A 23,552-nucleotide genomic window follows, 5' to 3' on the forward strand; every position below is an offset into this window, starting at 1 on the left:
CCCGTCGATCGGGGGAGAGGTGTCGAGCGAAGCCGGCAGGCAGATAAGCGGCCCTCACATCGACAGCTGGCGGTCGAGCGGTGGGCTCAACCACCTGGCTTGCCAACCCCTATCAGCTGGCTGATGATTGCAGCGACCTCCGCCCGCGCGGCGTCCATCCCCTGGCCGGTGTCGACGATGAAATCGGCCTGACGGCGCTTTTCCGCGTCCGGCACCTGCTTGGCCAGGATCGACGCCAGCTTTTCCTCCGTCATGCCGGGCCGTGCCAGCACGCGTTCGCGCTGGGTCTCGGCCGGGGCGGTGACGACGACGACCTTGTCGACGCGGTTGCGGCCGCCGGTTTCGAACAGCAGGGGGATATCGAGGACGGCGATCGGCGCGCCTGATCCACGATGCCTGGCCAGAAAGGCATCGGCATCGGCGCGCACCAGCGGGTGGATGATGGTCTCCAGCCGCTTCAGCGCCGCGGCATCGCCGAGCACGCGCGCGCCAAGTTTGGCACGATCGACCACGCCGGCGGATGTGGTGCCGGGAAAGGCGGCCTCGACCAGGGGGGCTGCCTTGCCGGCATAGAGGCGATGCACCGTCTCGTCGGAATCATGGACCGGCACGCCGGCCTCGGCAAACATTTTTGCCGTGGTCGACTTGCCCATGCCGATCGAGCCGGTGAGGCCGAGCACGATCATGGCTTCGGCACCAGATCGGCGACGATCAGGGCCCGGAGTTCGGCCGTCACCCGCGGCCTGATGCCGAACCAGCGCTCGAAGCCAGGCACGGCCTGATGCAGCAGCATGCCAAGACCGTCGACCGTCTTCAGATTTCGCGCGCGGGCGGCCGCGAGCAGCGGCGTCTCCAGCGGCACATAGACGATGTCGGTGACGATGGCATGGTCGGGCAGCCGGGCGGGATCCGCCGACAGGCCTTCATTGCCATGCATGCCGAGCGCGGTGGTGTTGACCAGCAGGCCGGCATCGCCGAGCAGTTCGTTGGTCGCCGCCATGCCATGCGCCGAGACACCGGCGCCGAAACGATCGCGCAATTCCTGCGCTCGGGCCAGAGTGCGGTTGACGATGCGGATGTCGGCAACGCCGCGCTCCTTCAGCGCATGGATGACGGCGCGCGACGCGCCGCCGGCGCCGAGTACCACCGCCGGACCCTTGCTTGCCCAGCCCGGTGCATGATCGTCGAGGTTGGCGGCAAAGCCGTGACCGTCAGTGTTGCCGCCCCACAGGACGCGGTCCTCGAACCACAGCGTGTTGACGGCGCCGATTTCTTGCGCCGCCTGGTCGCGGCGTTCGGCCAATGCGAAGGCCGCTTCCTTGTGCGGGATGGTGATGTTGCCACCGCGGTAATTGTTTGCCTGCAATGTTTCCACGAACACGGCAAAGTCTTGCGGCGCGACATCGATGGCCTGGTAGCTTCCGTCGATGCCATGTTTGGCCAGCCAGTGACCATGGATCTTCGGCGAGCGCGAATGCTTGACCGGATGGCCCGACACGAAGGCTTTTTTCGACGCCTCAGCCATCGATCGCCCCCAGGTCTCGCAGTTCGGCGAGCAGCGGCAACAGCGGCAGGCCGACAATGGTGAAATGATCGCCCTCGATTTTCTCGAACAATTGAATGCCTTCGCCTTCGATCTGATAGGCGCCGACGCTTCCCAGCGCCTTGGCGCCGACGCGGGCGAGGTGGCGGCCGATGAAGGCGGGGTCGAGCTTGCGCATGGTCATCGAGGCGATGCCGACATGCCGCCACAAAACCTTGCCGTCGCGAACCAGCACCGCGGCGCTGTTGAGCTGATGGGTTCTCCCCGACAGCGCCAGCAAATGACGGCGGGCACCCTCCATGTCAGCCGGCTTGTGGAACACCTCGTCGCCGAGCGACAGCGTCTGGTCGCATCCCAGCACCAGGGCGCCCGGCCTGCGCTCGCTGACTTCGGTCGCCTTAGCCTCGGCCAGCACCAGGGCGACGTCCTCGGGCGAGACGCCGCTATCCTGCAAAGGCGACTCGAGCGCGCGCTCGTCGACATCGGCCGGCACCGCCTCGACATCGACGCCGGCATTGACCAGCATCGCCTTGCGGAACGGACTGCCGGAAGCGAGGATGAGTTTTTCGGTCATGCTGATTCACCCATGTTGGCGCTCCGTCACGCACCCCTCATCCGACCGAGCTTCGCTCGGCCACCTTCTCCCACAAGGGGAGAAGGGAAGTCCCGCGCGTACGCCGCTGCAAATCGCCAACTGGCGGTATCTTGCGGAGACGACGGTGCCACGTTCTTCCTTCTCCCCTTGTGGGAGAAGGTGGCCTCGCGAAGCGAGGTCGGATGAGGGGTGCTGGTGCTCACTTATCTTACCTGCCCTATCTATTCTTCCCCCGCAGGGCAACGATGGCCGCCGCCGTTTCCTCGATCGAGCGGCGGCTGACGTCGATCATCGGCCAGCCATGGCGCGTGCAGATCTTGCGGGCGTAGGCGAGCTCTTCGCTGATCGCCGCGCGGTCGACATAGTCTGATGCCTCATACGAGCTGCTGTTGCCGAGGATGCGGTTTTGCCGGACGTGCGAGATGCGCTCGGCGGTGGCGATCAGCCCGACGATCAGCGGCTTGCTGGCGGCAACCAGGCTTTCCGGCACCGGCACGCCGAGCACGATCGGGATGTTGGCGGTCTTGATGCCGCGGTTGGCGAGATAGATGCTGGTCGGCGTCTTCGACGTGCGAGAAATGCCGATCAGCACGACATCGGCATCGTCCATGTTGAGCGGCAGCTGGCCGTCATCATGGTCCATGGTGAAATTGAGCGCGTCGATGCGGCGGAAATATTCGGCGTCGAGAACATGCTGGGCGCCGACGCGGCGGCCGGCCGGGGTGCCGAGATAGGACTGGAACACGGTCAGCACCGGCTCCAGCACCGACACACAGGGCAGGCCCATGGCCGCGCAGCGCTCGTCGATGCCGCGCGCCAGCTTCTGGTCGACGACCGTATAGAGGATGATGCCCGGCTCTTCCTCTATGTCCTCGAACACCTTCGCCACCTGCTTTTCGGTGCGGATAAGCGGATAGATATGCTCGATGGCGCGCGCATCCTTGTATTGTGCCGAAGCCGCCCGGCCGGCGGCGAGCAGCGTTTCGCCGGTCGCGTCGGAAATCAGGTGCAGGTGGAAGAAGCTCTGGGGTTTGTTCACAGGGGGTCACCTGGGGCTGTGGGCTTCTGTGGATAAAGCGGGATGAAAAGAGGGGTCGGTCGGAGGCGACTGTATCAGATGGCAGTTTGTCCACAATTCGATGCGCTGTCAGCTTCGTCGGGCGACTGGGGACAAGTTTGGGGACGGCTTTTTTCGCCTACAGTCCGTCCACAGGACCTGCCTTTCACCGCTCCGCCTAACGCTTTGACTCGATTGATCGATTCCGACCTATCCCCAGAACCCTACATCTGGGAAAAAGAAGCACGCGACAATATGTTGGCTGGTGTTTTCCGGGGCAAAGCGGGACAGGTGGCAATCACCAGAACCAACAGACTCTTAGAATCAGAAGAATCTTAGATATAAGAATCTTTGATTATAGAAGAGGCCGGGAGAAGCGAGCGCTCGATGCCCCAGAACCGGATCATGCTGGATGTCCTGAAGGGCAAGGCTCATTTTCCGCCTCCGCTCTGGATGATGCGTCAGGCAGGGCGTTATCTGCCGGAGTATCGGGAGACACGCAGGCGAGCAGGCTCGTTCCTCGATCTCTGCTATGATCCAGACCTTGCCGTCGAAGTGACCTTGCAACCGATCGAGCGCTTCGGCTTCGATGCTTCGATCCTATTTTCCGATATCCTTGTCGTTCCGCATGCGCTTGGCCGTGACGTCCGCTTCGAAGAGGGCAGAGGGCCGCTGCTGACGCCGATCACCGCGCCGGAGATTCTGGCTCTGGAGGGCAAGGTGTTTCACGTGAATCTCGAACCGGTCTACGAGACGGTTCGCCGGTTGCGGGCCAAATTGCCCGACGAGACAACCCTGATCGGCTTCTGCGGCGCGCCGTGGACGGTGGCGACCTACATGATTGCCGGCCATGGCACGCCCGACCAGGCGCCGGCGCGGCTTTTTGCCTATCGCGAGCCGGTGGCCTTTCAACGATTGCTGAAGGTGCTTGCCGAACATTCGGCCGCCTATCTCATCCGCCAGATCGAGGCGGGCGCGGATGTGGTGCAGATTTTCGATTCCTGGTCCGGCGTGCTGGACGATGAAACTTTCGATTTGTTCTGCGTTCAGCCGATGGCCGAGATCGTTGGCCGGGTGCGGGCGGTTTATCCCGATGTCCCGATCATCGGTTTTCCCAAGGGCGCCGGTGCGCGTTACCGGACCTATCGACAGAAGACCGGCGTAACGGCGCTGGGCATCGACTGGACGGTGCCCCTGATCGCGGCGAAAGAATTGCAGCGCTCGGGTGCGGTTCAGGGCAATCTCGATCCCTTGCGGCTCGTGGCTGGCGGCAAGGCGCTGTCGGATGGCGTCGAGGCGATCCTGGGAGCGCTGGGAGACGGGCCGCTGATCTTCAACCTCGGTCACGGCATCACGCCGGAGACGCCGATCGCCCATGTCGAGGCGATGGTGAAACAGGTGCGGAGCGCGACACGCTGATGGCTCAGATGAACAACACGAACAGCGGCGGCCAGGCGATGATGCGCATGATATCAGGTATCGCCGTGCTGATCGTTTTCACCGCGCTTTTGTATTTCGCGGCACCCGACGGTTTCTACCCCTGGGCCAAGGCGATCCATATCCTCGCCGTCATCTCGTGGATGGCGGGCATGCTCTATCTGCCGCGGCTGCTGGTCTACCACGCCGATGCCGAGAAGGGCTCGGTGCAGTCGGAAACCTTCAAGGTGATGGAGCGGCGCCTGTTGCGCGGCATCATCAACCCGGCGATGATCGTCACCTGGGTGTTCGGCCTGTGGCTTGCCTGGAAGGGTTTCGGTTTCCAGGGCGGCTGGCTTCACGCCAAGATCGGAGCGGTGCTTTTGCTGTCGGCCATGCATGGCTATCTGGCCGGCGCGGTGCGCAAATTCGCCGAGGACCGTAATGAAAAACCGGTCAGGCACTGGCGGATGGTCAACGAGATCCCCACATTGCTGATGATCGCAATCGTCATCCTGGTGGTGGTCAAGCCGTTCTGATGCATGTTGCTCAAAAACGGCCAGGAGACTGCGACAGGCATTGATGCGTTTAGGCCTTCATAGGCCATGCAAAACGCAGCTTGCTCTTTCACCCGACCGACGATAAAAGACGGGTCTTCCTTCCCGTCATGCGCCGCCCCTCGTTGTTTTCGGCCGCGCCCGGCATTTGTCGCATCCCGCCGATATTTTCCCAAAGCCTACCCAGACTCCATCTATTCAAGGTCCGTCTATGCAAGAAATGAAACTCGCCGAGTTCAAGAACAAGAAACCGCCAGAGCTGATCGCTTATGCCGAATCGCTCGAGGTCGAAAACGCCAGCGTCATGCGCAAGCAGGAGCTGATGTTTGCGATCCTGAAGAAGCTGGCCGCCCAGGAGATCGAGATCATCGGTGATGGCGTGGTCGAGGTGCTGCAGGACGGTTTCGGCTTCCTGCGCTCCGCCAACGCCAATTACCTGCCAGGTCCCGACGACATCTATATTTCACCGTCGCAGATCCGGCGCTTTTCGCTGAAGACCGGCGATACGGTCGAAGGGCCGATCCGCAGCCCGAAAGAGGGCGAGCGCTATTTCGCGCTGCTCAAGGTCAACACCATCAATTTCGACGATCCCGAGAAGATCCGTCACAAGATCCACTTCGACAATCTGACGCCGCTCTATCCGACCAAGCGGCTGAAGATGGAGATCGAGAATGTCACCACCAAGGACATATCGGCCCGTGTGATCGACCTGGTGGCGCCGATCGGCAAGGGACAGCGCGCCTTGATCAACGCGCAGCCGCGTACCGGCAAGACGGTTCTGATGCAGAACATCGCCCACTCGATCACCGCCAACCACCCGGAATGCTATCTGATCGTGCTGCTGATCGACGAGCGGCCGGAAGAAGTGACCGACATGCAGCGCTCGGTGAAGGGAGAGGTGATCTCATCGACCTTCGACGAGCCGGCGGTGCGCCACGTGCAGGTCGCCGAAATGGTCATCGAGAAGGCCAAGCGCCTGGTCGAACATGGCCGCGACGTCGTCATCCTGCTCGATTCGATCACCCGTCTCGGCCGCGCCTACAACACCGTCGTGCCGTCATCCGGCAAGGTGCTGACCGGTGGTGTCGACGCCAACGCGCTGCAGCGGCCGAAGCGCTTCTTCGGCGCCGCCCGCAACATCGAGGAAGGCGGTTCGCTGACCATTATCGCCACCGCGCTGATCGATACCGGCAGCCGCATGGACGAAGTCATCTTCGAAGAGTTCAAGGGCACCGGCAACTGCGAAATCCAGCTCGACCGTAAGGTGGCCGACAAGCGCATCTATCCGGCCATGGACATCCTGAAGTCCGGCACCCGCAAGGAAGACCTGCTGGTTTCCAAGCAGGACCTGCAGAAGATCTTCGTGCTGCGCCGCATCCTGGCGCCGATGGGAACCACCGACGCGATCGAGTTCCTGATCGACAAGCTGAAGCAGACCAAGACCAATGCGGATTTCTTCGATTCGATGAACACGTAAGGAGATGGGGTAGCGATCCTTCGCGCCCCCCTCTGCCCTGCCGGGCATCTCCCCCCCTAGGGGGAGATTACGCCCTTGGTCGCTTTCGGCAATTATCAATGCCGTAAGGTGAGCGGAACAGCGAAGCTGCCGATCTCCCCACTTGAGGGGGAGATGGCCGGTAGGCCAGAGGGGGCGTCTCTCGCCGGCGGTTAGCAAAACTATCGCCGTCGCAACAATCGCTCGAGCTCTTCAGCATCCGTCACCGCCGGCAAACAAATCTGCCCTGTACACAACCATGCACCTGCCTTGTCGGTCGGCGGCAGGATTCCACCGGGTAGCAACGGTCGATTCGCTGCCGTACCGATTGGCACGACGATGTCGACGCGGCGCGGGTCCGGGTTTCGATTCGCAACCGGAACGAGCTTTGGATCTGTGAGCTCATCCACCAACACCAGCTTGAGCGGCTCGATTGCCAGCGCGCAGGCATTGACGATGCCGGCCTGGCCATAGGTCTGGTGCGCCGCGCGGCCGGCGGCATGCTCGGCGACGTGCCAGGCTCTTTCCTGCAGCTCGAGATCGCCGGTGACGGAGGCCAGCCGGACCAGCGCCTCGATGATCTGGCCGGTAGCGGAGGGAATAGCTTCGTCGACATCGCCGCGGATGCGGATCGGCACGTCGGTGCTGTCGGAAGCAGTCAGGTAGTAACCTGTCTTCTCGGCGTCGGCGTGCCAATGCTCGAGCTGCCCGACAAACTGGCCAGCCTGGTCGACATAGCTCCAATCCCCGGTGGCCTCGAACAGCGAGATCGCGGCGTTGGTCATAGCGGCATAGTCGCTGGACAAAGCCGGGAACAGTTTTCTGGCGCCGAGCATCGAATGCGGCAGACGGCCGTCGCGGCTGCCAGAGCTGATATAGGCAAAGGCCTTTGCCGCCGCATCGATCCAGTCAGGCCGCGCCAGCGCCCGGCCGGCCTCGGCAAGCGCTGCGATTATCTGGCCGTTCCAGTCGATGAGGGTCTTTGCGTCAAGACCGGGCCTGACCCGCTTTTCCCGGACAGCACGAAGTTTCGCCTTGAGCGCGCTGATCTCTTCGCGGTGGATCACATATTGCGATTGCTGAGACAGCGTTTGGTGGACGACCGGCTTGCCTTCCCAGCCATGCGGGCTGGAGAGCGTGAAGTGATTGAAAAACAATGCGGAATCGTCGCCAAGGGCGGCTTCGATCTCGTCGCGGCTCCAGGTGTAGAACAGACCTTCCTCGCCGTCGCTGTCGGCATCGAGACTGGCGGCAAAAGCGCCGCCGTCGACGCGCATTTCGCGCAGCAGCCAGTTGATCGTCTCTTCGATTCGTACCCGGAACAATTCATTGCCGCTTGCGGCATAGGCCCAGTTGCAGAAGCGGAGGAGCTGGGCATTGTCGTAGAGCATCTTTTCGAAATGCGGCACCAGCCATTCGGCGTCGGTGGAGTAACGGCTGAGGCCGCCGCCGATGTGGTCGTAGATGCCGCCGCTCAGCATCTGCTCGAGGCTGTTGAGGACGTCGTCGCGATGGGCGGCATTGCCGTCGCGAAGCCAGGACAGCCACAGCGTTTGCATGAACGGCGCGTTGGGAAATTTAGGCGCGCCGCGCAATCCGCCGAGATCACGGTCGATCATGCCGTCGATGCCCTTGGCCAATTCCGCCAGCGTGGCGCGGTCGAGCACGGTTCTGGCATGCGAACCGGCGAGCCGCGTCTCGACATGCGTCGTCAGCCCGTCGGCGCTCTGGTTGAGGCTCGCCCGCTTCTCCCGCCACGCCTTGTCCACCGCCTCCATCACCTGGATGAAGCCGGGGCGGCCGTAGCGCGGCTCGCGCGGAAAATAGGTGCCGCCCCAGAACGGCTTGCCGTCCGGGGTCAGGAACATGGTCAGCGGCCAGCCGCCCTGCTCGCCCATCGAGGACAGCGCCGCCATATAGATCTGGTCGATGTCCGGGCGCTCCTCGCGGTCGACCTTGATATTGACGAACAGACGGTTCATGACGGCGGCGACGCCATCGTTTTCGAAGCTTTCATGCGCCATGACATGGCACCAATGGCAGGCGGCATAGCCGACCGAGAGCAGGATCGGCCTATCCAGCGCCTTTGCCTCTTCGAGCGAAGCCGGCGACCAGGCCCGCCAGTGGACGGGATTGCCGCTGTGCTGCTGCAGATAGGGGCTGGCTTCTTCGGCAAGCAGGTTTTGCGCGGGCAGCGTCACTGGGCAAACTCGGGTGCGATTGGCTGATAGGTGTGAAGCTAGGGCGGTTCAGTAGAGCGGGCAAATGATTTCAGGCGATTCCATCGTAGCGCTGTCGAGCGGCCGGCTGCCTGCCGGCGTCGCCGTCATCCGAATTTCCGGCCCGCAGACTCGATTCGTCGTCGAAACGATTGCTGGGACTATGGTTAAGGACCGCGCGGCGGCTCTGCGCCGATTCAGGGCGTCTGACGGGACATTGCTCGATACCGGCCTGGTTGTGTTCTTTCCCGGTCCGGCCAGTTTCACCGGCGAGGATGTCGCGGAATTCCACGTTCATGGCGGCCGTGCCGTTGTGGCAAAAATGCTGGAGACGATGACCGGTTTTGACGGCGTCAGGCACGCGGAACCGGGCGAATTCACGCGTCGCGCCTTTCTGAACGGCAAGGTCGACCTGGTCGAGACCGAGGCGCTGGCGGATCTCGTCAATGCCGAGACGGAGGCGCAGCGGCGCTTCGCGGTGCAGAATGCCGACGGCGTACAGAGCGAACTCTATCTCGGCTGGCGCCGCAGGCTGATCCATGCCCGCGCCATGATCGAGGCCGAGATCGATTTCGCCGACGAGGACGATGTTCCCGGTTCCGTTTCGGATACGGTTTGGTCTGATGTCAGAACGATGATCGACGAGATCGACCGGCACATCGCCGGATTTCGCGCCGCCGAGATCATTCGCGATGGATTCGAGGTCGTCATCCTCGGTGCGCCCAACGCCGGTAAGTCGAGTCTGTTCAACGCCCTGGCGCGGCGCGATGCCGCTATAGTAACGGATGAACCAGGCACGACCCGCGACCTGCTTGAAGTGACACTTGATCTTCAGGGGCTGCGTGTCCGGCTTACGGATACGGCCGGGTTGCGCGATGCGCCGGGGAAGGTCGAGGCGATCGGCATCGACAAGGCGAGGGCCAAGGCGCATGGCGCCGATCTCTTGCTGTTGCTTAGGGATGTCGCCGATCCCAGGGAGATTGGACTGCTGCCGACCGAAGCGCCGATCTTACGTGTCGGCACCAAGCTCGATCTGCTGGAAAGCCGCGCGGCGAGCGACGCGACGGAGGATTATGACCTTGTCATTTCAGTGAAGAACGGGACGGGCGTGGAGGAACTGCTGGCGGAAATCGGCCAGCGGGCGGCGGAGGCAGCCGGCAGCGTCGGCGATGTCCTGCCGTCGCGCCTTCGCCACGTCGAATTGCTGGGCGAAACCAACCGCCATCTGCTCCGCGCCACCGATGGCCGTTCTGTCGGGCAGGAGTTGCGCGCGGAGGAGTTGCGGCTTGCCGCCGACCGCTTGGGCCGAATCGTCGGCGCCATCGACGTCGAGGACATGCTGGACGTGATCTTCTCGCAGTTCTGCATCGGGAAATGACTCACGTGAAACAGGGTCGCTGCGGCGTGAGCTCCCTTTAGATCGTATGTTGCTTTGCTGCATGGCTTCGTGATTTTCGACGAACCCCGAAGGCGGGGAGGCTTCATCTGAGCCACCACCGCGCTGCGCCGCCTGCATGACTCACGTGAAACGTAGCAGGCGGCCCCGATGACTCACGTGAAACACTGAGCTAACTGGCGGCTCGGCTGTTTCACGTGAAACTTGTCGCGGAGTTTTCTTGACAGCGTCGCTCCGCAGGGACATGTGTCCCTCATTCTTCTGAGTCCAGGACGTTTGGAAATGACCAATCGCTATGATGTGGTTGTGGTGGGCGGCGGCCACGCGGGTTGCGAGGCGGCCAGTGCTGCCGCGCGCGCCGGTGCCAGGACCGCGCTGGTGACGCTGCGTTTCGAGACGATCGGGGTGATGTCGTGCAACCCCGCGATCGGCGGGCTCGGCAAGGGCCATCTGGTGCGCGAGATCGATGCCATGGACGGCCTCATGGGCCGCGTGGCGGATGCGGCCGGCATACAGTTCCGCCTGCTCAACCGCCGCAAAGGCCCCGCGGTGCGCGGCCCGCGTACGCAGGCCGACAGAAAGCTCTATCGCCTTGCCATGCAGGAAGCGATTCGGCAGCAGAACGATCTCGACGTGGTCGAAGGCGAGGTTCTGGACTTCGAAATCGCCGATGGGCAGATCAGGGCTGTTCTCCTGGCTGATGGGCGGCGCCTGGCCTGTGGCGCGGTCGTCCTGACGACCGGGACTTTTCTGCGCGGGCTTATCCATATCGGCGAGAAGAAGATCGTCGCCGGCCGCATGAACGAGCAGGCGAGCCTCGGCCTGTCGGCAACGATGGACCGCGCCGGCTTCAAGCTTGGACGGCTGAAGACCGGGACGCCGCCGCGGCTCGATGGCCGGACCATCGGCTGGGCGTCGCTGGAAAGCCAGGCGGCGGATGCGGATCCGGTGCCGTTCTCGCTGATGACCGACCGTATCACCACGCCGCAGATCGATTGCGGCATTACGCGGACGACGACCGCGACGCATGAGCTGATACGCGCCAATCTCGGTCGCTCGGCCATGTATTCCGGATCGATCGAAGGCGTTGGGCCGCGCTATTGCCCGTCGATCGAGGACAAGATCGTCAAGTTCGGGGACAGGGACGGGCACCAGATTTTTCTGGAGCCGGAAGGCCTGGACGACGACACAGTCTATCCCAATGGCATCTCGACCTCGCTGCCCGAAGATGTGCAGCTCGACATCTTGAAAACCATTCCGGGGCTGGAGCGAGCCGTTATGCTGCAGCCCGGCTATGCCATCGAATATGATCATGTCGATCCGCGCGAGCTGCATCAGACGCTGGAGACGAAGCGCGTTAGTGGCCTGTTCCTCGCCGGGCAAATCAACGGCACGACCGGCTATGAAGAAGCGGCCGGGCAAGGCTTGCTTGCCGGCCTCAATGCGGCGCGGCGGGCATCGGGCAGCGCGCAGATCGTGCTCAGCCGCACCGAGGCCTATATCGGCGTCATGGTCGATGATTTGACCAGCCGGGGCATTGCGGAGCCCTACCGCATGTTCACCTCGCGGGCCGAATTCAGGCTGTCGTTGCGTGCCGACAATGCCGATGAGCGGTTGACGCCGCTGGCGGCCAGGCTGGGCATCGCCTCGGCGCAGCGGATGCAGCGCTACGGGGATGTCATGCAAAGTCTGGATGAGGCTCGGGAGCTGGCGAAGTTGCTCACAATGACGCCCAACGAGGCGGCGCGTCATGGGCTGGAAATCAACCGGGACGGCGTGCGCCGGTCCGGTTATGAATTGCTGTCCTATCCCGACGTCGACGTGGCCTGGCTGGGACGTATCGATTCGCGATTCGCGGCAATCGACGGCAAGACGGCGGAGCGCCTCGAAACAGAGGCGAAATATTCGGTCTATCTCGATCGCCAGAAGACGGATGTCGCGCAGATCCGGCATGAAGAGAGCCGGCTGATCCCCGAGACGGTCGATTTCGCCGGAGTGCCGGGTCTGTCGAACGAGTTGAAGCAGAAGATGCAGGCGCGGCGGCCGCGCTCCATCGCCGATGCCCAGCGCATGGAAGGCATGACGCCGGCGGCGCTGGCGATCATTGTCGCGCATGTCCGTCACGCGGAGAGCGCCCAGCGCCTACAAAAGGATGTTGCGTGAGTTCTATGACCCTGGCGAGCCTGCAGGACACGGCAGGCCCGGTTTCACGTGAAACATTCGATCGGCTGGTGGCGTTCGAGCAGATGTTCCAGAAGTGGAATCGCAGCATCAATCTGGTGGCGCAATCGACCTCGGGCGACGTCTGGCAGCGTCATATATTGGACAGCGCGCAGCTCGCGCGCATAGAGCCGGCCGCCACACGCTGGGTGGATATCGGCTCAGGCGGCGGATTTCCGGGCCTTGTCATGGCTTTCCTGCTGGCCGAGCGCGACAGCGCCAGCATCGATCTGGTTGAAAGCAATCGCAAAAAAGCATCCTTCCTGCAGACCGTCATTGGGCAGTTCAGCCTGCCGGCGCGGGTGGTGGCGCGCCGCATCGACGACAGTCATGCGCTTGTTTCGACGCCGCAGATCGTCACGGCGCGGGCGCTGGCTCCGCTTTCGACCTTGCTGGACCTGTCGGCGCCCTGGCTGATTTCAGGCGCGCGCGGCCTGTTCCACAAAGGCCGGGATTACCGCACCGAAGTGCAAGAAAGCGTTCACCGATGGTCCTTCGATCTGGTAGAACATCCCAGTGTGACCGACGCTGGCGGCGTCATCCTGGAATTGTCCAACCTGCGATCTGTCTGATCCGTCACTGACAGGCGATTTGGCGCCCAAAATGAATTTCTGGCATAAACCCATGATGAAGAATGGCCCCCGAATCATCACCGTAGCCAACCAGAAAGGCGGCGTCGGCAAGACAACCACCGCCATCAATCTGGCGACCGCGCTGGCCGCGATCGGCGAAAAGGTGCTGATCGTCGATCTCGATCCGCAGGGGAATGCCAGCACCGGCCTCGGCATCGACCGCAAGGATCGGACGGTCTCGTCCTATGACGTGCTGACCGGCGAGCTGGAGCTGGAGGCCGCGGCCATCCCGACGGCGGTGCCCGGCCTGTCTATCGTGCCGTCGACGCTCGACCTGCTCGGCATTGAAATGGAGATCGCCTCCGCGCCCGACCGCGTGCTGAAGCTGCGCAATGCGCTGCGCGCCGCGACCGAGCGCGGCGCACCTTTCGGCTATGTGCTGATCGACTGCCCGCCCTCGCTCAACCTTTTGACTTTGAATTCAATGGCTGCGGCTGATTCTGTTCTTGTGCCGCTGCAATGCGAGTTCTTCGCGCTCGAAGGTCTCAGCCAGTTGCTGGAGACGGTCGAGCAGGTGCGCCGCTCGATCAATCCGGATCTCACCATCCAGGGCATCGTGCTGACCATGTATGACGGCCGCAACAATCTCGCCAACCAGGTGGTGCAGGATGTGCGGGCGCATATGGGCGACAAGGTCTACGAGACCGTCATCCCGCGCAATGTGCGGGTGTCCGAGGCGCCGTCCTACGGCAAGCCGGCGATCCTTTACGATCTGAAATGCTCGGGCAGCCAGGCCTATCTGCAACTGGCGTCGGAAGTGATCCGCCGCGAGCGCAAGTTACGCGCCGCTTGATTAGACTGCCTGCAATCTAAAGAGCCGATTCGATACCGAAACGATCCGGAACCTGGAATAAAGATGAGCGAAGACCTTTCGAGAAAGAGACTGGGGCGTGGGCTGGCGGCGCTGATCGGCGAGATCGACCGCCCAGCTGCGCCTGAAAAACCAGGCATGAGCGCCGACGGCAAGGTGCCGATCGAGTTCCTGACCCCCAATCCGAAGAATCCGCGGCGGCATTTCGGCGACGCCGAGCTGACCGACCTTGCCCAGTCGATCCGCGAACACGGCGTCGTCCAGCCGGTGGTGGCGCGTCCTTCGCCGGCACAGGCCGGCCGTTACGAGATCATCGCCGGCGAGCGGCGCTGGCGGGCGGCGCAGCGCGCCGGGCTTTCCGAGATCCCGGTCATCATCCGCGAGGTCAACGACCGCACCGCGCTCGAGCTGGCGATCATCGAAAACGTCCAGCGCACCGACCTCAATGCGGTCGAGGAAGCACTTGGCTATCAGCAGCTGATCGACGAGCACGGCTACACCCAGGCCGATCTCGGCCAGGTGATCGGCAAGAGCCGCAGCCATGTCGCCAATACGCTCAGGCTCCTGAAGCTGCCGGACGTGATCCGCGACATGCTGGTCGACGGCGCGCTGTCGGCGGGCCATGCCCGTACGCTGGTGACGGCGGAAGATCCGGCCGGCCTTGCCAAGCGTATCGTCGAAGAGGGCCTTTCGGTGCGCCAGGCCGAAGCGCTGGCCCAGATACCGGCCGGCACCAGCAGCACCAAGGAAGCCAAGCCGGCGCCAAGTCCGGAGCAAAAGGACGCCGATACGCTGGCGCTGGAAAAGCTGTTGACCGATACGATCGGCATGATTGTGTCAGTGGATCACAAGGGCAAGGGCGGCACTTTGCGGGTTTCATACCGGTCGCTGGAGCAGCTTGATGAGCTGTGCAGAAGGCTGAAGCAGGAGCGCTAGTTAGCCGGCGAAGTATATTGAGGCCGGAGATTGCGCATGTGGAAAGGGGCTGGCCGTTTGGCCGGCCTTTTCCTTTTGGGGCGCTGGTGATTGGCGAAATCGGTGACGCCGCGAATCTCCCTCCTTGAGGGGGGATGGCCGGCAGGCCAGAGGGGGTCGCCCCACATCAAGCGCCGGGCCCCTGCGGGAACGAAGAAGAGGTCAGCGCCCCACGCGCGGCGGCCCCCTCTGTCGCCTTCGGCGACATCTCCCCCTCGAGGGGAGATCAGGCTCGCTCCCCAGCCTCGCGCTCTCAACCGCGATCCCAAGCAGCGCCTGCCGCCAGCCCTGCCGCTCGCGGCTTGACAGTGCCAGGCAACGGCGTAACCTATATTAGATATGGCTTAAATTATGTACCCTAGCGTGCCGGTCGGTCGAGGCGGGGGCTATTTGCCGTTCCTACAACAGTCGTGAAATGGCACCGCCCCGCCAATGCGATATGCCGACGCGCCTGACGCAAGTGGGAGGTGCAAATGGCAGTCCGTTGGCAATTGTCCGGAAGTTACTTCGAAAATTGTAGCTGCGATGTCGTATGTCCTTGTCTGCTGTCCACCAACGCGCAGCTGACATCGAAGCCGACGAAAGGTGTTTGCGACGTCGGTTTGGTCTTTCATATCAATACGGGCAACTACGGCGACGTTCGATTGGATGGGCTCAGTGTCGCGATGGTCGCTCACACGCCGGGTCCTATGGCAAACGGCAATTGGACGGCCGCCGCCTATATCGACGAACGGGCCGATGACAGGCAAACAGAGGCGCTAGGTGCCATCTTCACCGGCGCTGCGGGCGGCCCTATGGCGGTGCTGGCACCCATGATTGGCACGAATCTTGGCGCCAAGAAGGTGCCGATAAGCTACCGGATAGACGGCAAGAAGCGGTCGGCGGAGATTGCGGGCGTCATGCAGATGGCGGTCGAGCCGCTGCCGACAATGCGCGAGGACGGGCAGATGTGGGCGGCTACCGGCCATCCTGTCAATCCCGATTGGCTCGCCCTGGCGATGGGGGCGGAAGGCAGTACATTCAGCGATCATGGCATGAGCTGGGACAATTCCCGCCGAAACGGACATTACGCCCCGATCAATTGGTCTGGGCAGCAGTAGCCGTTGGCAGCGTAGCACGGAACGACCTCGTCCATGGCCCCGACGTTGCAGCGATACATCATTCTCGCGCTGCTGATCGCTATCGCTGCGGCGGCGTGGACCCTGCTTGTCTGGCAGCAGATGGGCATGGACGCGGACATGCGCATGGAAATGTACGCACTCACCATGGGTATGAAGGCGCCGCTGTTTCTTGCCATCTGGATGATCATGATGATTGCCATGATGTTTCCGACGGCCGCGCCCATGATCCTGACGTTTCACCAGGTCCAGGCCGGCAAACAGAGCCGGGGCGAGACCTTTGTCTCGAGCTGGGTGTTCGTGGCCGGGTATATGCTGGTTTGGGGCGTGATGGGCGTTATCGCCTTTGTCGGTGCGGCGGGTGCGGAGATGCTTGCCGGGCATGTGGGATTGTCCGCTGCGACGGCCGCGCGTATCGGCGGCGCGCTGCTGATGATTGGGGGCGCCTATCAACTCTCCCCACTGAAAGATCTTTGTCTGGCCAAATGCCGCACGCCGATTGGCTTCATCCTGACCTCATGGCGCGATGGTTATTGGGGTGCGGTTCGCATGGGCCTGGAGCATGGACTTTTTTGCCTGGGCTGCTGCTGGCTTTTGTTTCTCGCCCTCTTTCCTCTCGGGATCATGAACGTCGCCGCAATGGCCGTGGTCACCTTGCTGATCTTTGCGGAAAAGACCCTCCCGTCAGGAGGTGGGATCGCAAAGGTGTCGGGTATCGCTCTGCTTCTTTACGGCGCGGCGGTGCTGGTCTTTCCACAGGCGCTGCCAACCTTCCAGCAGGTGGGCGCCATGACAATGAATTGACCGATGGAGGCAGCGCTCGGTGCCGAGAAGAGGAGGATCGCTCTCCTACCTCTGCGCCAACCTGCTGCTCTCCACCGCAATGCCAAGCAGCGCCTGTCTTGCCAGCGCCACGGAAAGATCCGGCCGCCGCCTGGTCTGCAGCACCGCCGTCTGCAGCCGGGTCAGTGCGCGGCCGAGCGCTTCGGTGCTCCAGCGCTCCAGCGCTTTCTCCACCAGCTTGCGCCGCGAGAAAAACACCGGCGGGCGGGCGGCGGCAACGACCGTGGCGGCGTTGCGGTTGCCGGACTCCATCTGGCCGCGCATGATCTGGATCTGCTGCAACTGCCGCATTGCCGAGGACAGCACCAGGAAGGGCTGGCCGCCGGACTGGCAATGGCGGGTGAAGGCGGTGTCGAAGTCGCCGATCTTGCCTTCGAGAAGCGCGTCGACCGCGTCGTCGAAAGACGCGCCGGAGACATCACCTGACATCGCTTTGACCTCCTCCAGGCCGATCTCGGTCTGGCCATGGGCGTAGAGCACAAGCTTCTCGATCTCACCGCGCGAGGCCAGCCGGTCGCCGCCGAGATTGCGGCGCAGCGCCTGTCTCGCTTCCATGGTCATCGACATGCCGGCCCTGCCCAGTTCGCCGTCGATGACGGTGTCGATGTCGCGGGCTTCATCGGCATAGCAAGGCAGGGCCATGGCGTTGTCGGCCGCCTCGACGATGGCGCGCAGGCCGACACCTTTCTTGAGGTCGCCGGCCTCGATGAGAATGATCGCATCGCGCGCGGGCTCCGCCGTCAGCGCCTTGACGTCGTCGGCCAATGCTTTCTGGCCGCTGGCATTGCGCACCCACAGCAGGCGCCGGTCGGAAAACATCGGCACGGTGCGGGCCTCGTCGAGCAGCCGGCCCTCGTCTCGGTCGACCTCCGAACCTTCCAGCCTGACCACCGAGAAGGGATCGTCGAGCGGCAGGCCGGTCTTGCCGGCAAAGGCCTTTGCTCGCTCGGAGACAAGGCCGCGATCGGGGCCGTAAAGCAGGACAATGGAGATCCGCTGGTCCGGCTTCGCGAGCCAGCCATCGACCTCATATGCTTTCTTCTGTGCCATGGCGGGCTGGTTAGCATGATGTGGGGGCGGCATCCAGCTTGGGCGAACCGTCGACCCCCACTCCCTCGAGCTTCGCTCGACACCTCTCCCCCGATCGACGGGGGAGAGGAAGGGCGCGAGTTCGTCGACCAATCACCTTATCTGCCGGCAAACCTCGCCCAACCTTCTCTCTAATTGCGCGCCACCGCCCAACATCGACAAGAAATTTCGCGGACATATCTTCATCTTGGGTGCGGGAGGCTGGATCGGCCGGCGCGGCCGGGACCGACGTCCGCAGGCTACCCGACAAATTCGCACTGGCGGCGCAGATATGCAAATATCTGTTCCAGGCAACATTGGAGGACAAAGGTCATGGCCGATGCTGGGATGTTGCGGTTTCATGTTCCGGAACCGGAAGTGCGGCCGGGCGGAACGCCTGACTTTTCCAATGTGCCGATCCCCAAGGCCGGCTCGGTGCCGCGCCCGGAGATCGATGTCGATCCGCGCACCATCCGCGATCATGCCTTCTCGATCATCCGCGTGCTGAACCGCACGGGCGAGGCCGTCGGCCCGTGGGCCGGCCTGCTGTCCAGCGACGAGCTTCTCACCGGCCTGCGCCACATGATGACGCTGCGGACCTTCGATGCGCGCATGCAGATGGCGCAGCGGCAGGGCAAGACCTCGTTCTACATGCAGCATCTGGGCGAAGAGGCTGTGGCTTGCGCCTTCCGCAAGGCACTGGCGCCGGGCGACATGAACTTTCCGACCTATCGCCAGGCAGGGCTGCTGATTGCCGCTGGCTACCCGATGGTCACGATGATGAACCAGATCTATTCCAACGAAGCCGACCCGCTGAAGGGCCGGCAATTGCCGGTCATGTATTCGTCGAAGGAGCACGGCTTCTTCTCGATCTCCGGCAATCTGGCGACGCAGTACATCCAGGCGGTCGGCTGGGCGATGGCCTCGGCGATATCGAACGATTCGCGCATCGCAGCCGCGTGGATCGGCGACGGCTCGACGGCCGAGTCCGATTTCCATTCGGCGCTGGTGTTCGCCTCCACCTACAAGGCGCCGGTCGTGCTCAATGTCGTCAACAACCAGTGGGCGATCTCGACCTTTCAAGGCATCGCGCGCGGCGGTTCGGGCACGTTCGCGGCGAGGGGCCTCGGCTTCGGCATCCCGTCATTGCGCGTCGACGGCAACGACTATCTCGCCGTCCACGCCGTGGCCAAATGGGCGGCGGAGCGGGCGCGCAGCAATCTCGGGCCGACGCTGGTCGAATATGTCACCTACCGTGCCGGCGCACATTCGAGCTCGGACGACCCGTCCGCCTACCGGCCGAAGACCGAATCCGACGCTTGGCCGCTCGGCGACCCGATCGTGCGGCTGAAGAACCATCTCATCGCGCTCGGCGTCTGGTCGGACGAGCGTCACGCGCAGGCCGAGGCGGAAATCCTCGACACGGTTATCGCGGCGCAGAAGGAAGCCGAAGGCCACGGCACGCTGCATGCCGGCGGCAAGCCGTCGACGCGCGACATGTTCGAAGGGCTCTACGCCGAAATGCCGCCGCATCTCAGACGCCAGCGCCAACAGGCGGGAGTCTGAAGCCATGCCGCGACGGACCATGATCGAGGCCATTCGCGATGCCATGGATGTGTCGATGGGGCGCGACGAGAAAGTCGTCGTGTTCGGCGAGGACGTCGGCTTCTTCGGTGGCGTCTTCCGCTGCACGCAGGGCTTGCAGGCCAAATACGGCAAGAGCCGCTGCTTCGATGCGCCGATCAACGAATCCGGCATTGTCGGCTCGGCCATCGGCATGGCCGCCTATGGGTTGAAGCCGTGCGTGGAAATTCAGTTTGCCGACTACATGTACCCGGCCTACGACCAGCTGACCCAGGAAGCGGCACGGCTGCGCTACCGCTCCAACGGCGATTTCACCTGCCCGATCGTGGTGCGCATGCCGACCGGCGGCGGCATTTTTGGCGGCCAGACGCACAGCCAGAGCCCTGAGGCGCTGTTCACCCATGTGTCGGGGCTGAAGACGGTGGTGCCGTCCAACCCGCATGACGCCAAGGGGCTTTTGATCGCGGCGATCGAGGATCCGGATCCGGTGATCTTCCTCGAGCCGAAGCGGCTCTACAACGGTCCGTTCGATGGTCATCACGACCGGCCGGTGACGCCCTGGTCGAAGCATGAGCTGGGCGAGGTGGCCGACGGCCACTACACGGTGCCGCTCGGCAAGGCGGCGATCCGCAGGGCAGGCTCGGCCCTCACCGTGCTCGCCTACGGCACCATGGTCTATGTCGCGCAGGCGGCTGTCGAAGAAACCGGCATCGATGCCGAGATCATCGACCTCAGGACCCTGCTGCCGCTTGATCTCGATACGATCGTCGCCTCGGTGAAAAAGACCGGGCGCTGCGTCATCGTGCATGAGGCGACGCTGACCTCGGGCTTCGGCGCCGAGCTGTCGGCGCTGGTGCAGGAAAACTGTTTCTATCACCTCGAAGCGCCGGTTGCTCGCGTTGCCGGCTGGGACACGCCCTATCCGCATGCGCAGGAGTGGGATTATTTTCCCGGTCCCGCCCGCGTTGGCCGTGCCTTGCTTGAAACCATGGGAGCCTGAGATGGGCGAACACATCATCAAGCTGCCCGATGTCGGCGAAGGCGTCGCCGAGGCCGAGCTGGTCGAATGGCACGTCAAGGTCGGCGATATCGTCCGCGAGGACACTGTGCTCGCCGCCGTCATGACCGATAAGGCGACGGTTGAAATCCCGTCGCCGGTTGATGGCGAGATCCTGTGGCTGGGCGCCGAGATCGGCGACACGGTGGCCATCGGCTCGCCCATCGTGCGGCTGAAGGTGGCGGGCGAGGGCAACGCCAAGCCGCAAGGCGCCGAAGCGGAAGCGGTGTCCGCTGAGCCTCCGGCAAAACTTCCGACGCCGAAGCCCGAGGCTGCTGCGCCGGTCGTGAAGGCATCACCAAAGAGCGACGAGCCCAAGGCGAAACCGGCAGCCTCACAGAAAAGCACGGCGCAGCCTTCCGTCCCCGGCGCGCCGCGGCCTGAAGGCGAAAGACCGCTGGCGTCGCCGGCCGTTCGTCTGCGGGCAAAAGAAGCCGGCATCGATCTCAGGCAGGTTGCCGGATCCGGTCCGGCCGGTCGCATCGGCCATGAGGACATCGAAGCGTTCCTGGCGCGCGGGCCGCGGGTCGCAAAGGCATCCGGCCTCGCCCGCAACGATGCTGTGCAGGATATCAAGGTGGTCGGCTTGCGGCGCAAGATCGCCGAGAAGATGTCGCTGTCCAAATCGCGCATTCCGCACATCACCTATGTCGAGGAGATCGACGTCACCGCACTGGAGGAATTGCGCGCGGCGCTCAACAAGGAGAAGCGTCCTGGCGTGGAGCGGCCGAAACTGACGCTGCTGCCGTTCCTGATGCGGGCGATGGTCAAGGCGATCGCGGACCAGCCCAATCTCAACTCCCTGTTCGACGACGAGGCCGGCATCGTCCATCAGCATGGCGGTATCCATATCGGCATCGCCGCACAGACGCCGTCGGGGCTGGTGGTTCCGGTGGTCAGGCACGCCGAGGCGCGCGACATCTGGGATTGCGGCGCCGAGGTCATCAGGCTGGCCGAGGCGGCCAAGTCCGGCACGGCAACACGCGACGAGCTGTCCGGCTCGACCATCACCATCACCTCGCTCGGCGCCATGGGCGGCGTGGCGACGACGCCGGTCATCAACCATCCGGGAGTGGCGATCGTCGGCGTCAACAAGATGATGGTGCGGCCGGTGTGGGACGGCACCCAGTTCATGCCGCGCAAGATGATGAACCTGTCGTCGAGCTTCGACCATCGGGTGATCGATGGGTGGGATGCGGCGGTGTTCATCCAGCGGATCAAGACGCTGCTGGAAACGCCGGCGCTGATTTTCGTGGATTGAGGGGATGAGAACGGTCGCAAGGGCCCCCTCACCCGGATTGCCAAAACCGAATTGCGAAGGGCAATTCGGGGCAATCCGACCTCTCCCCGAGGGGAGAGGAGGTCGCCGGCGTCTGTGCTCGCCTCTTCTCCGCACCGGGGAGAAGGTGGCCGCGAGGCGGCCGGATGAGGGGGCCTTCGCCACCAGAAAGAGCGTGCCATCATGAAAGAAATCTCCTGCAAGCTGCTCGTCATCGGCGCCGGGCCGGGCGGCTATGTCTGCGCCATCCGGGCCGGACAGCTCGGCGTCGATACGGTGATCATCGAGGCGGGCAAGCCGGGCGGCACCTGCCTCAATGTCGGCTGCATCCCGTCCAAGGCGCTGATCCATGCGGCGGAGGAGTTCGAGAAGGTGTCGCACATGGCGGGCGGCAAGAGCCCGCTCGGCATTTCGGTCACCGCGCCGACGCTCGATCTTGCCCGGACCGTCGCCTGGAAGGACGGCATCGTCAGCCGGCTCAACAGTGGCGTCGCCGGCCTGCTCAAGAAGGCAGGCGTGAAAACCGTGCATGGCTGGGCGAGCTTTCGCGACGGCAAGACGGTCGCGGTCGAGACCGAGACGGGTAGCCAAGTGATCCGTGCTGAAACCATCGTGATCGCCACCGGCTCGGCGCCGGTCGAGTTGCCGTTCTTGCCCTTTGGCGGGTCGGTGATTTCGTCAACCGAGGCACTGGCGCTCAGCGAAGTGCCGAAAAAGCTCGCGGTCGTCGGGGGCGGCTATATTGGGCTGGAACTCGGCATGGCATTTGCCAAGATGGGCGCTGAGGCGACCGTGATCGAGGCCTTGCCGCGCGTGCTGGCGCAGTATGATGCGGAGCTGACCCGGCCGGTGGTCAAGCGGCTCACCGCGCTCGGCGTCGAGGTGATGCTGGGCGCCAAGGCCAAGGGGCTTTCAACCAAGGGTGACGCGTTGCTGGTCGAGACCTCGGACGGCAAAAGCGCCAAGGTCGCCGCCGAAAAAATCCTGGTCACGGTCGGGCGCAAGCCGGTGACCGAAGGCTGGGGGCTCGAGCAGATCGACCTCGACATGGCCGGCAAATTCATCCGCATCGACGACCAGTGCCGCACCTCGATGCGCGGCATCTTCGCCATTGGCGACGTCACCGGCGAGCCGATGCTGGCGCACCGGGCGATGGCGCAGGGCGAGATGGTCGCCGAGATCGTTGCCGGCCACAAGCGCAGCTGGGACAAGCGTTCGATACCCGCCGTTTGCTTCACCGATCCCGAACTGGTGACCGCTGGTCTTTCGCCGGAAGAAGCCAAGGCGCTCGGCGGCGAGATCAAGATCGGCATGTTCCCGTTCGCGGCCAACGGCCGGGCGATGACGAAGCTGGGCGAGGACGGCTTTGTCCGCGTCTTGGCCCGCGCCGACAACCATCTGGTGCTCGGCATCCAGGCGGTCGGGCAGGGTGTGTCGGAACTGGCGGCGGCGTTCGGGCTGGCGCTGGAGATGGGCGCGCGGCTGGAGGACATCGCCGGCACCATCCATGCCCATCCGACGCAGGGCGAGGGATTCCAGGAAGCGGCGCTGAAGGCGCTGGGACACGCGCTGCATATTTAGAGGGAGGCTCCTTTTCCTCTCCCTCCGGCGGGGGGAGAGCGACTATCTGGGGTGTCAAGTTGCACTCGCGAACTCGTTGCGCGCATCGCGTGCTTTTGCATTGAGG

20 protein-coding genes are annotated in these 23,552 nt (G+C 63.6%); 14 read left to right on the top strand and 6 right to left on the bottom strand.

All coding sequences use genetic code 11. The annotated features are described in order from the left end of the window. Positions 1-86 precede the first annotated feature (86 nt). The 4 genes from coaE to LB559_RS31750 form a co-directional block, all read right to left on the bottom strand. Complete coding sequence (gene coaE / locus LB559_RS31735) at positions 87-686, bottom strand: dephospho-CoA kinase (RefSeq protein WP_013528726.1); 600 nt, start codon at positions 684-686, stop codon at positions 87-89. Continuing rightward, a complete protein-coding gene (locus LB559_RS31740) occupies positions 683-1,525 on the bottom strand; it encodes a shikimate dehydrogenase (RefSeq protein ID WP_224675818.1) in 843 nt (280 codons plus the stop codon). The genes coaE and LB559_RS31740 overlap by 4 nt, the downstream gene beginning before the upstream one ends. Continuing rightward, on the bottom strand, positions 1,518-2,117 hold the full coding sequence (locus LB559_RS31745) for a Maf-like protein (RefSeq protein WP_064992672.1): 600 nt from the start codon (positions 2,115-2,117) through the stop codon (positions 1,518-1,520). The genes LB559_RS31740 and LB559_RS31745 overlap by 8 nt, the downstream gene beginning before the upstream one ends. A gap of 238 nt (positions 2,118-2,355) precedes the next feature. Further along, complete coding sequence (locus tag LB559_RS31750) at positions 2,356-3,177, bottom strand: pyruvate, water dikinase regulatory protein (protein ID WP_013528729.1); 822 nt, start codon at positions 3,175-3,177, stop codon at positions 2,356-2,358. 405 nt (positions 3,178-3,582) lie between these two features. Here LB559_RS31750 and hemE point away from each other — a divergent pair, with 405 nt between their 5' ends. From hemE to rho, 3 genes are all read left to right on the top strand, one after another. Continuing rightward, complete coding sequence (hemE, locus tag LB559_RS31755) at positions 3,583-4,614, top strand: uroporphyrinogen decarboxylase (protein ID WP_224675819.1); 1,032 nt, start codon at positions 3,583-3,585, stop codon at positions 4,612-4,614. Next, a complete protein-coding gene (hemJ, locus tag LB559_RS31760; protein ID WP_224675820.1) occupies positions 4,614-5,150 on the top strand; it encodes a protoporphyrinogen oxidase HemJ in 537 nt (178 codons plus the stop codon). Before hemE ends, hemJ begins: the two co-directional genes overlap by 1 nt. 229 nt (positions 5,151-5,379) lie before the next feature. Further along, a complete protein-coding gene (gene rho / locus LB559_RS31765) occupies positions 5,380-6,645 on the top strand; it encodes a transcription termination factor Rho (protein ID WP_013528732.1) in 1,266 nt (421 codons plus the stop codon). Between the two features lie 200 nt (positions 6,646-6,845). Here rho and LB559_RS31770 read toward each other — a convergent pair whose 3' ends face one another. Beyond that, positions 6,846-8,864 (bottom strand): thioredoxin domain-containing protein, encoded by a 2,019-nt coding sequence (locus LB559_RS31770; RefSeq protein WP_224675821.1) that lies wholly within the window; start codon positions 8,862-8,864, stop codon positions 6,846-6,848. Between the two features lie 64 nt (positions 8,865-8,928). Between LB559_RS31770 and mnmE the strand changes: the two genes are divergently transcribed. From mnmE to LB559_RS31805, 7 genes are all read left to right on the top strand, one after another. Continuing rightward, the gene (gene mnmE, locus LB559_RS31775; RefSeq protein WP_224675822.1) at positions 8,929-10,260 is read left to right on the top strand and encodes a tRNA uridine-5-carboxymethylaminomethyl(34) synthesis GTPase MnmE; all 1,332 of its coding nucleotides are present in this window, start codon (positions 8,929-8,931) and stop codon (positions 10,258-10,260) included. A gap of 300 nt (positions 10,261-10,560) precedes the next feature. Further along, positions 10,561-12,441, top strand: coding sequence for a tRNA uridine-5-carboxymethylaminomethyl(34) synthesis enzyme MnmG (gene mnmG, locus LB559_RS31780; RefSeq protein WP_224675823.1), 1,881 nt, complete (start codon positions 10,561-10,563; stop codon positions 12,439-12,441). Further along, positions 12,438-13,070, top strand: a complete 633-nt coding sequence (gene rsmG, locus LB559_RS31785) for a 16S rRNA (guanine(527)-N(7))-methyltransferase RsmG (RefSeq protein WP_224675824.1) — start codon at positions 12,438-12,440, stop codon at positions 13,068-13,070. The genes mnmG and rsmG overlap by 4 nt, the downstream gene beginning before the upstream one ends. 52 nt (positions 13,071-13,122) lie before the next feature. Beyond that, a complete protein-coding gene (locus LB559_RS31790) occupies positions 13,123-13,923 on the top strand; it encodes a ParA family protein (RefSeq protein ID WP_013528736.1) in 801 nt (266 codons plus the stop codon). A 63-nt stretch (positions 13,924-13,986) separates the two neighbouring features. Beyond that, the gene (locus tag LB559_RS31795) at positions 13,987-14,877 is read left to right on the top strand and encodes a ParB/RepB/Spo0J family partition protein (protein ID WP_013528737.1); all 891 of its coding nucleotides are present in this window, start codon (positions 13,987-13,989) and stop codon (positions 14,875-14,877) included. 512 nt (positions 14,878-15,389) lie between these two features. Beyond that, the gene (locus LB559_RS31800) at positions 15,390-16,016 is read left to right on the top strand and encodes a DUF1326 domain-containing protein (RefSeq protein ID WP_024504084.1); all 627 of its coding nucleotides are present in this window, start codon (positions 15,390-15,392) and stop codon (positions 16,014-16,016) included. Positions 16,017-16,049: 33 nt separating this feature from the next. Further along, positions 16,050-16,838 (top strand): DUF2182 domain-containing protein, encoded by a 789-nt coding sequence (locus LB559_RS31805; RefSeq protein ID WP_224675825.1) that lies wholly within the window; start codon positions 16,050-16,052, stop codon positions 16,836-16,838. 45 nt (positions 16,839-16,883) lie between these two features. Here the strand turns inward: LB559_RS31805 and holA are convergent, their stop codons facing one another. Next, positions 16,884-17,927 carry a DNA polymerase III subunit delta gene (holA, locus tag LB559_RS31810; RefSeq protein ID WP_024504082.1) on the bottom strand — a complete coding sequence of 348 codons (1,044 nt, stop codon included), beginning with the start codon at positions 17,925-17,927 and terminating at the stop codon, positions 16,884-16,886. Positions 17,928-18,278: 351 nt separating this feature from the next. On the opposite strand from holA, the gene LB559_RS31815 reads away from it, so the two are divergent. The 4 genes from LB559_RS31815 (at position 18,279) to lpdA (ending at position 23,446) form a co-directional block, all read left to right on the top strand. Then, positions 18,279-19,511 carry a 3-methyl-2-oxobutanoate dehydrogenase (2-methylpropanoyl-transferring) subunit alpha gene (locus LB559_RS31815; protein WP_224675826.1) on the top strand — a complete coding sequence of 411 codons (1,233 nt, stop codon included), beginning with the start codon at positions 18,279-18,281 and terminating at the stop codon, positions 19,509-19,511. Positions 19,512-19,515: 4 nt separating this feature from the next. Next, positions 19,516-20,529 carry an alpha-ketoacid dehydrogenase subunit beta gene (locus LB559_RS31820; RefSeq protein WP_013528742.1) on the top strand — a complete coding sequence of 338 codons (1,014 nt, stop codon included), beginning with the start codon at positions 19,516-19,518 and terminating at the stop codon, positions 20,527-20,529. 1 nt (position 20,530) lies between these two features. Further along, the gene (locus LB559_RS31825; RefSeq protein ID WP_224675827.1) at positions 20,531-21,847 is read left to right on the top strand and encodes a dihydrolipoamide acetyltransferase family protein; all 1,317 of its coding nucleotides are present in this window, start codon (positions 20,531-20,533) and stop codon (positions 21,845-21,847) included. A 201-nt stretch (positions 21,848-22,048) separates the two neighbouring features. After that, the gene (gene lpdA / locus LB559_RS31830) at positions 22,049-23,446 is read left to right on the top strand and encodes a dihydrolipoyl dehydrogenase (RefSeq protein WP_224675828.1); all 1,398 of its coding nucleotides are present in this window, start codon (positions 22,049-22,051) and stop codon (positions 23,444-23,446) included. Positions 23,447-23,552 lie beyond the last annotated feature (106 nt).

It is taken from the genome of Mesorhizobium sp. BR1-1-3, from assembly GCF_020165455.1.
GTDB lineage: Bacteria > Pseudomonadota > Alphaproteobacteria > Rhizobiales > Rhizobiaceae > Mesorhizobium > Mesorhizobium ciceri.

Coding starts and splice junctions, on each gene's coding strand:
- rho (WP_013528732.1), top strand. CDS start 5,380: ATGCAAGAAATGAAACTCGCCGAGTTCAAGAACAAGAAACCGCCAGAG.
- LB559_RS31745 (WP_064992672.1), bottom strand. CDS start 2,117: ATGACCGAAAAACTCATCCTCGCTTCCGGCAGTCCGTTCCGCAAGGCG.
- mnmE (WP_224675822.1), top strand. CDS start 8,929: ATGATTTCAGGCGATTCCATCGTAGCGCTGTCGAGCGGCCGGCTGCCT.
- hemE (WP_224675819.1), top strand. CDS start 3,583: ATGCCCCAGAACCGGATCATGCTGGATGTCCTGAAGGGCAAGGCTCAT.
- hemJ (WP_224675820.1), top strand. CDS start 4,614: ATGGCTCAGATGAACAACACGAACAGCGGCGGCCAGGCGATGATGCGC.
- LB559_RS31795 (WP_013528737.1), top strand. CDS start 13,987: ATGAGCGAAGACCTTTCGAGAAAGAGACTGGGGCGTGGGCTGGCGGCG.
- LB559_RS31815 (WP_224675826.1), top strand. CDS start 18,279: ATGGCCGATGCTGGGATGTTGCGGTTTCATGTTCCGGAACCGGAAGTG.
- LB559_RS31820 (WP_013528742.1), top strand. CDS start 19,516: ATGCCGCGACGGACCATGATCGAGGCCATTCGCGATGCCATGGATGTG.
- LB559_RS31805 (WP_224675825.1), top strand. CDS start 16,050: ATGGCCCCGACGTTGCAGCGATACATCATTCTCGCGCTGCTGATCGCT.
- LB559_RS31740 (WP_224675818.1), bottom strand. CDS start 1,525: ATGGCTGAGGCGTCGAAAAAAGCCTTCGTGTCGGGCCATCCGGTCAAG.
- coaE (WP_013528726.1), bottom strand. CDS start 686: ATGATCGTGCTCGGCCTCACCGGCTCGATCGGCATGGGCAAGTCGACC.
- LB559_RS31800 (WP_024504084.1), top strand. CDS start 15,390: ATGGCAGTCCGTTGGCAATTGTCCGGAAGTTACTTCGAAAATTGTAGC.
- holA (WP_024504082.1), bottom strand. CDS start 17,927: ATGGCACAGAAGAAAGCATATGAGGTCGATGGCTGGCTCGCGAAGCCG.
- mnmG (WP_224675823.1), top strand. CDS start 10,561: ATGACCAATCGCTATGATGTGGTTGTGGTGGGCGGCGGCCACGCGGGT.
- lpdA (WP_224675828.1), top strand. CDS start 22,049: ATGAAAGAAATCTCCTGCAAGCTGCTCGTCATCGGCGCCGGGCCGGGC.
- LB559_RS31825 (WP_224675827.1), top strand. CDS start 20,531: ATGGGCGAACACATCATCAAGCTGCCCGATGTCGGCGAAGGCGTCGCC.
- LB559_RS31790 (WP_013528736.1), top strand. CDS start 13,123: ATGATGAAGAATGGCCCCCGAATCATCACCGTAGCCAACCAGAAAGGC.